This window comes from Kitasatospora sp. NPDC004289 (genome assembly GCF_053602875.1).
Window position 1 is genome coordinate 1 of the sequence record NZ_JBSGEL010000171.1, and the last position, 2,974, is coordinate 2,974.

1 protein-coding gene is annotated in these 2,974 nt (G+C 73.4%); it reads right to left on the reverse strand.

The features are described 5' to 3' along the window. On the reverse strand, nucleotides 1-2,622 hold a 2,622-nt coding region (locus tag ACWEPF_RS39790; protein WP_452176515.1), incomplete at its 3' end, for a ricin-type beta-trefoil lectin domain protein. Nucleotides 2,623-2,974 lie beyond the last annotated feature (352 nt).

Below are 2,974 nucleotides of genomic sequence, written 5' to 3' on the forward strand. Positions count from 1 at the left end.
GTTGCCCCAGGTACGGGAGGACCAGACCGCACCGACCGGGTTGAAGTGCAGCACCAGGTTGCCGTCCGACTGCATCTGCAGCCAGATCGGCGAAGCGGACGGGGTGCTGACCACCTCGCCGCTCTTCACCACGGCACCGGCGAACAGCGCGGTGCCCTGCCGGGCGGCGGCCCGGTTGTCCGTACCGGTGGCCCAGCGGGCGTTGCCCGTCTGGTCGTAGACCACCAGGTTGAGGTCGTCCTGCAGGACCGCGCGCGCGTTGCGGTGGGTCCAGGTGTTGCTGGTCCACAGGGCCCGGCCGTCGGTGGCCCGGACCACGAAGTTGCCGTCCGCCTGCATGACGGCGGTGGCGCCGTTGTTGCCCCACGTGCGGGACGACCAGCGGGCGTTGCCGGTGGCCTTGGAGTACAGCACCAGGTTCCCGTCCGCCTGCATCACCAGCCGGCCGGCCTGCGACTCCACCGTCTCGCCCGACCGCACCGTGCGGCCCGACGGGATCACGGTGCCCCGGGTCTCCACGCCGCCGTACCAGGTGCCGGTGGCCCAGAGCACGCGGCCGTCGACGTCGTAGATCACCAGGTTGCCGTCACGCTGGACGACCAGCCGGGAGCGCAGGTTCTTCCAGGTGTCCGTGGCCCAGACGGCCCGGCCGTCGGCGGCGTAGACCACCAGGTTGCCGTCCTCCTGCAGGGTCGCGACCGCACCGGGGTGGCCCTCGGTACCGGAGCTCCAGAGCGTCCGGGAGGACTGACGGTCGGTCAGCACCAGGTTCCCGTCCGCCTGCATGACCAGCGAGGTGCGGTCCGCCGTCGCCTGCTCGCCGGACTTCAGGGTGCGACCGGCCACCAGCGGGGTGCCGAGGGTCTCGTGCGCCGGGTCGTAGGTCCGGGTGGACCACACGACCTGGCCGGAGGTGTCGCGGAGCACCGCGTTGCAGTCGTCCTGGACGGTCAGCTGCCCGCCCTCGGTGGGGCCGGGGGTCGGGTGCCAGCCGTACCAGTACGGCGTGGCGCCGGTGGTGTCCCGCAGGGCGACCCGGCCGCTCGCGATGGTGAGCCGGCCATCGGGGTGGCCCGGCGTGTTGCTGGACCACAGCACCTTGCCGGTGGCCAGCTCGGTGACCACCGCGCTCCCGTCGGACTGCACCTTCAGGCTGACGCAGGCCGAGTAGTAGACGTCCCAGCGACCCTTGTAGCCGCCCTCACCGAAGCCGTTCCTGGGGTGGTCGAGCTTCCCGAGCGAGACCGGCTCGCCGAAGCGGGGCAGCCCGCCCTCCGGCGCGGCACCCGGTCGGACCACGGTCACCGCGCCCTCGGTGTACGAGCCGCCCATGGCGGCGACCAGCTCGGGGTTGCCGTCACCGTCGAGGTCACCCGGCGAACGGAGGGCCGAGAGGTAGCCGTAGGACTGGTCGGTGCCGCTCACCGGGAGGGGGAAGGTGTCGAGCGGCGCCGGGAACGGGCCGGGCGCGTCGGTGTCCTGCTGCCAGCGTCCCCAACCCTGCCGGGGAGTGCCGTCGCAGGCCTCCAGCGTCGCAGCGGCCGGAGCGGTCAGGTCCGCCGGCGCCGTCAGGCACCGGCCGTCCTCGGCGACCAGTGTGCCGCCGACCTGGAGCCGCCAGCGCTGCGCGGAGGAGCCGTCGCACCCGGCGACGGCCGGGGCGCCCGCTTGGACCGACAGGCAGTTGCCGCGGTCGCGGACCGTCCCGTCCGCACGGAGCTGCCAGAAGGACCGGTCGGTCGTACAGGGGCCGACCTTGGCACCCCGCGTGTAGCAACGGCTGGTCCCGTCGGCGGCACGCTGCGCGCTCGCCATCCGGAAGGCCGTGGCCGGGGTCTGGAGCTTGGCCGCCGGGAGCCCGTCCGCGCCGAACTCCAGCCGGTAGCTGAACAGCTCGGACTCGGACCCCTGCCTGGGCCTGACCCAGAGGGTCGGCACGCCACCGACCTTGCCCGGGGCGAGCAGCACGGTGTCGAGCCAGCCGCTGCCGCCCAGCTGGACGGGGGCGCCGATCACGGCACCCCCGGCCTTGCCCGGGTAGTACCAGAGCCGGCTGCCCTCGACCGTGACCAGGTCGGGCATCCCGTCCTTGTTCGCGATCCCGTCGGTCGCCACCACCCGGGTCGCCGAACTCCAGGTCGGGTCGTAGCCGGTGCAGTCCGCACCCACCGCGCAGGTGGCCGGCTTGGCCACCTTGACGGCCTTGTCCTTCTTCGTGAAGTACCCGGCCCGCCCACCCGAGTCGGCGTCGTTCGGGTACAGGTACAGCGTGCTCGTCTCCGGGCTGAACAGGTACAGGTCCTCCGACCCGTCACCCGTCGCGCTACCGCGGCCGCTGACCTGGAAGGAGTTCCACGTCCTGCCGTCCGGGCTCTGCGCGGCGGTGGACGCGACGTACGGGGCCCCGCCCGCGGGCAGCACGTTCAGGTCCGACAAGTCGGCGGCCCACACGTCGGACCGGCCGTCACCGTTCAGGTCGTCGGCCACCAGGCCGGCCCGGACGGCCGGGTCGGCGGCGTACGCGGGAGCGGCCAGGCCGCCCGCCAGTACCGCAGCCAGGGCGGCCAAAGCTGCTATTCGTCTGCCGCTCGCGCGGCGCGGGGCGCGAAGGCGCTCCCCCATGTTCCGTACCTCCCCATTGCGCCGGGCCCACGGCTCCGGCCGTCCGGCCCGTGATCAAGGGCCAGGGGGGGCAGGCTATCGTCCGCCGGTTCGGTCACGCCACGCGGTATCCGCCTCCGGGGCATGGTCCGGATCCACGCCGCCCGCCGACGGGGACGGGGGCGGCGCCCGGTGGACCGGGTGCCGCCCCCGCGTGGGGTGCTGAGGGACCGTCAGTACTTCAGCGTCTTCCAGTAGGTGTTGCTGGCCCAGAGCGGCTGGACGCCGTCGGCGTCGTAGAGCACCAGGTTGGCGTCGTTCTGCAGCACCAGGTACGCACCCGGGTGACCCCAGGTCCCGGTCGACCACAGAC